The 4,939-nt window shown below is 70.0% G+C and carries 4 protein-coding genes; all 4 read left to right on the top strand.

The window, feature by feature from the left end; genetic code table 11:
- The first annotated feature begins 428 nt into the window (after positions 1-428).
- Positions 429-1,460 (top strand): hypothetical protein, encoded by a 1,032-nt coding sequence (locus tag ACFWP7_RS42345; protein WP_384393916.1) that lies wholly within the window; start codon positions 429-431, stop codon positions 1,458-1,460.
- 85 nt (positions 1,461-1,545) lie between these two features.
- Positions 1,546-2,817 carry an FAD-dependent monooxygenase gene (locus ACFWP7_RS42340; protein WP_384393913.1) on the top strand — a complete coding sequence of 424 codons (1,272 nt, stop codon included), beginning with the start codon at positions 1,546-1,548 and terminating at the stop codon, positions 2,815-2,817.
- 76 nt (positions 2,818-2,893) lie between these two features.
- Complete coding sequence (locus ACFWP7_RS42335; protein WP_384393910.1) at positions 2,894-4,291, top strand: MFS transporter; 1,398 nt, start codon at positions 2,894-2,896, stop codon at positions 4,289-4,291.
- Positions 4,292-4,333: 42 nt separating this feature from the next.
- Positions 4,334-4,939: FAD binding domain-containing protein (locus ACFWP7_RS42330; protein WP_384393907.1), on the top strand; the 606-nt coding region annotated here is incomplete at its 3' end.

Raw genomic sequence — 4,939 nt, 5'->3', positions numbered from 1 at the left:
GGACGCTGTCCCTGAGTCCGGCGACCTGAGCCGTGAGCGGCCCATTCGGTCTGTTCGCCGCTGATGCGTGCCCCAGGGCACATTTCCCCCACGACGCAACACGCCCCCGGAAGGGCGATGAACGCGCTGAAGTCCAGGTCAGCCCCGTGCAGGTCCGGCTGGCGGGCGCCTCCGTGGCACCGCACGTCCGTGTTAACTCGGATCGAAGCCCCTTGCCAAGCGGGATCGTACGTGTTCGGATTATCTCTGTCGGGCGGCCCCCCACCGTCCCGAATCCGTTGCTCGATGCCCGTACGGCGGGGTGGGTCCGCCCTGTCTCCATTCCCTCATCCCTCCCGGTGTCGACGCGTCCCGAGCGTGGCCGCGGCCTACCCGCGTTGATGCGGAGGCCGTGTCCGGTACCCACGAGCGAGTCCTTGGAGGAACCCGTGTTCGATCTTTCGTCTGTTGATCTGCTCGATGCGTTCATCCGTGAGTTGCGGCTGTGCAAGGTCCGCAGCGGTGAGCATGTCGTCGTGCTCTCCGAGCCCGGCAGCCGCGGTGACTACGTGGAGGCCGCGTTCGGCGCGGCCAAGGCATGCGGCGCGCATGTCATCGCCGCGACCGTGCCCGGTGGCAGCCCCGCTCCGATGCCGAGCACCCACACCGGGGCCGGTCCGGGCCTGGTGTCCGTCCTCAACGACACCGCCGCACAGGACCTGCTGAAGTCCGCGGACCTGGTCGTCGACCTGACCCGTGAGGGCTTCATCCACGCGCCGGTCCAGCAGGAGATCCTGCGCGCGGGCACCCGCATCATCTTCGTCTGTGACGCCCCGGACGTGCTCATCCGCAACCTCCCCAAGGAGGGCGACAAGGCCGAGGTCCAAGAAGGCGTCGACCTGCTGAAGCGGTCCTCCGTCATGCGGGTCACCTCCGATGCCGGCACCGACCTCACGGTTCAACTCGCGGGCGCCAAGCCGGAGTTCCAGTGCGGTTTCGCCGACGATCCGGGCCGCTGGGATCACTGGCCCAGCACCATGGTGCTGTGCTGGCCGGAGATCTCCGACGGACAGATCGTGCTGGCGGAGGGCGACATCCTGCTGCCCTTCAAGGAGTACGTCCGCGACCGGGTCACGCTGGAGATCGTCGGCGGGCACATCGAGAAGGTGTCGGGCGGCGCCGACGCCGCGCTGCTGTCGACGTTCTTCGAGGACGCGCAGGACCAGTGGGCGCGCAGCCTCTCCCACATGGGCTGGGGTCTGATGCGCACGGCTGACTGGTTCGCCACGGCGATGTACGGCAAGGGCGACCTGATGGGCATGGACGCCCGCGCCTTCGCCGGCAACTTCCTCTGGTCGACCGGCCCCCACCCGGTACTGGGCCGCGAGTCGTACGCCCACCTCGACATCGCCATGCGCGGATGCACCGTCTCGGTCGACGGCACCGAGGTCGTCACCGACGGGAAGCTCACCGACCGCTGAGGTCGCAGAGCGCTCAGCTTCCCGACCGCTGAGCTCACCGCCTCGCGCACGAACCACCCGTACACGCCCATGCGTTGGAGGAAGAGTGGCGTCCAGCCAGTCGTACGAAGTCACCGTCGTCGGAGGAGGTCTCGGCGGCCTGACCGCAGCCCTGGCGCTCCGTCAGCGCGGCCTGCGCGTCACCGTCCTCGAGCAGGCCTCGCAGCTCGGCGAGGTCGGCGCGGGCATCCAGACCGCACCGAACGCCAGCCGGATCCTGATGGGCCTCGGGCTGCGCCGGCAGATGGAGGCCATCCACACGGAGCCGCTCGACCAGGTGCGGCGCCGCTGGAAGGACGGCAGCATCGTCGCTCTGACCTCACTGGGGCAGCGCTGCAAGGACGAGTTCAACGCCCCCTACTGGCACTACCACCGTGCCGACCTGCACCGCATCCTGCTGGACGCGTGCCTCGACCCAGCGGGTCCTGGCCCCGTCGTGGAGGTGCACACCGCGAGCAAGGTCGTCGAGCTGGACCGCACGGCCCCGGAACGCCCCGTCGCGGTCACCGACGACGGACGGCGCTATGCCTGTGACGTGCTCATCGGCGCCGACGGAGTCCGCTCGCAGGTACGCGATCTGATGGGCGCGCCCGACACCCTGCTGTTCTCCGGCGAGATGGCCTACCGGGCGCTGATCCCCGGCGACCTGATCGCCGCAGACCCGGCGACGCGCTGGCTCGTGGACCGCTACCAGAGCACCATCTGGTACGGCCCCGACCGGCACCTGGTGCACTACATGATCCGCGGCGGCGAGTACCTCAACGTCGTGGCGTGCGTGCCGTGCACGGACGAGGTGCGTGAGAAGTGGTCCGTCCCCGCGACGGCACAGGATCTCGTCGACGCCTTCCCCGGCTGGGACGACCGCGTACCGGCGATGCTGTCCAAGGCGAAGGAGGACGTTTCCGTCTTCGCCCTCTACCACCGGCGGCGCGACCCGGTGTGGATGGACGGCCGCGTCGCCCTGCTCGGCGACGCCTGCCACGCGATGCTGCCCTACCAGGCACAGGGCGCCTCGCAGGCCATGGAGGACGCCGCCGTCCTCGCCGAGGAACTGGGCGGGGTCACGGCCGGCGGCATCGAAGGGGCGCTGCGCCGCTATGTCGACCGGCGTGCCAAGCATGCCGGGATGGTCCAGGATGCTTCGCTGGAGAACAAGACCTTCTACCACTTCCCCGACGGCCCCGAGCAGCAGGCCAGGGACGAGAGTCTCAGGCGCGGATTCGACGGTGAGTCCGACCTCTCCTACGACTGGCTGTGGAGCGGCACTCCGCTCAATGACCCCGATCTCGGCGCGTTCTCCTACCGCTTCGCGCGCTGAGGCCCCGCCTCACCCTCCGGTTCCCGGCACCCGCAACCGCCGTACTCCGTCCCCGTCGCGACACCGTGGAGCGAACGTGAAGACAGGCGATCAGATAGTTCAGGAACTCCCCTGGAAATGGCCGGTCCAGGGAAAGATCTTCGTCATCGGTGGCCTCGGCTATCTCTTCGACGCATACGACATCGCACTGAACGGCTTCCTCATGCCGCTGCTGGGTGCGCACTTCGACCTCTCGCTGGGCGGGCGCGGACTCGTCGCCACCGCCAACCTCGTCGGCATGGCCGTGGGCGCCGTCGCCTGGGGTTCGATCGCGGACCGGATCGGGCGCAAGCAGGCCTTCAGTGTCACGCTGCTGATCTTCGCCCTGTTCTCGGTGCTCGGCGCGCTCGCACCGACGTATCCCGTCTTCCTCGCGCTGCGCTTCCTCGCCGGTGTGGGCCTCGGCGGCTGCATCCCCGTCGACTACGCGCTGGTGGGCGAGTTCTCCCCGCGCAAGTACCGGGGCCGGGTGCTGACCGCGCTCGACCTGTGGTGGCCGATCGGCGTGACGCTCTGCGGACTCGTGTCGACGGCGATGCTCTCCCTCGACGGGAACTGGCGGTGGATGCTCGCGACGATGGTGCTGCCCGCGCTCCTGCTGTTCTGGGTGCGCCGCGGCATCCCCGAGTCGCCGATCTATCTGACGAACAAGGGCCGGGAGGCCGAGGCCCGGCAGGTCATCGACGACCTCGTCGCCCGCACCGGCGCGCCGGTCGAGCCGTACACCATCCCCGAACCCGTTGCCGAGACCGGCGTGCGCGCAGTGGCCGCCGCGGCCGAGCAGCTGCGCCGGGTCTGGAAGTTCAGCCCGCGCATCACCTCGGCGGCCTGGCTGCTGTTCGCCACCATCATGCTCGTCTACTACGCGGCGCTGAGCTGGATGCCGTCCATCCTCAAGGAGGAGGGCCTCGGAGACACGGCCGCCTTCATGAGCACCACCGTGATGAGCGGTGTAGGCATCGTCGGCGTCGTGGTCTCCACCGCGCTCGTCGACATCGTCGGCCGCAAGTGGCTCATCGGCGTCTCGGCGCCGGTCGGGGCGCTGGCGCTGGTGGTGTTCGCGCTGGTGATGAAGATGCCGACGGGGTCGGTCGTGGCGATCGCCGTGTTCGGCTTCCTGATGCAGCTCACCATCCCCGCCCTGTACGCATACGTCTCCGAGCTGTACCCCACTGCGCTGCGGGCCAGCGGCTTCGGCTGGGCCTCGTCGGTCAGCCGGGCCCTCACCGGCTTCGCGCCGCTGCTGTTCGGCTCGGTGATGTGGCCGGCGCTGGGGCTCCCGGTGACGTTCGCGGTGCTGGCACTCGCCGTGCTGGCGGCCGTCGTATGGATGGCGGTCGCGGCTCCGGAGACAAAGGGCCGGGCGCTGGACGGCGACGACGAGCAACTCCCGGTGCCCGCGCCCCGGGTGGTGGTCCAGCAGGCGGCTCTCTGACCGCCCGAACCACCACAGCACACCACGTACGACAGGAGGACCATGAAGCCCGCCCCCTTCCGGTATCACCGGGCGCCCGACATCGACGGAGCCGTTCGGCTGCTGGCCGAGCTCGGCGACGACGCAAAGATCATCGCCGGCGGACAGAGCCTCGTCGCGATGATGAACTTCCGGCTGGCCCGCCCGCGGCATCTCGTCGACATCGGCGGGATGAGGGAGCTCGACCGCTTGCACCGGGACGTCGACGGCGGCCTGCGCATCGGGGCGCTCACCACCCACCACACGGTGGAGACCGACCCGGCGGGGATGCTCGGGGCGGGCTTCGAGGTCCTGCGGGACGCCATGAGCTGGATCGGGCACCTGCCGATCCGTACGCGCGGCACGGCCGGCGGCAGCATCGCGCACGCCGACGCCACCGCCGAGTGGTGCCTGCTCGCGGTGGTCCTCGACGCCGAGTTGGTGGCGCGCGGGCCGCGCGGCGAGCGCCGGATCCCGGCCGCGGACTTCTTCCTCGGCTACTACACGACGGCTCTCGACCCGGACGAGATCCTCGTCGAGATCGTCTTCCCGCGTCCCGCCCCGCACGCGGCCCTCACGGATCCGCCGACACCGGCGTCGGTGCGTCCGCGCGTGCCCCCGTGCCCCACA

The organism is Streptomyces sp. NPDC058470, from assembly GCF_042721055.1.
Lineage (GTDB): Bacteria > Actinomycetota > Actinomycetes > Streptomycetales > Streptomycetaceae > Streptomyces.
The sequence above is the reverse complement of the archived record's forward strand: the minus strand, read 5'-3'. Positions and strand labels throughout refer to the sequence as shown.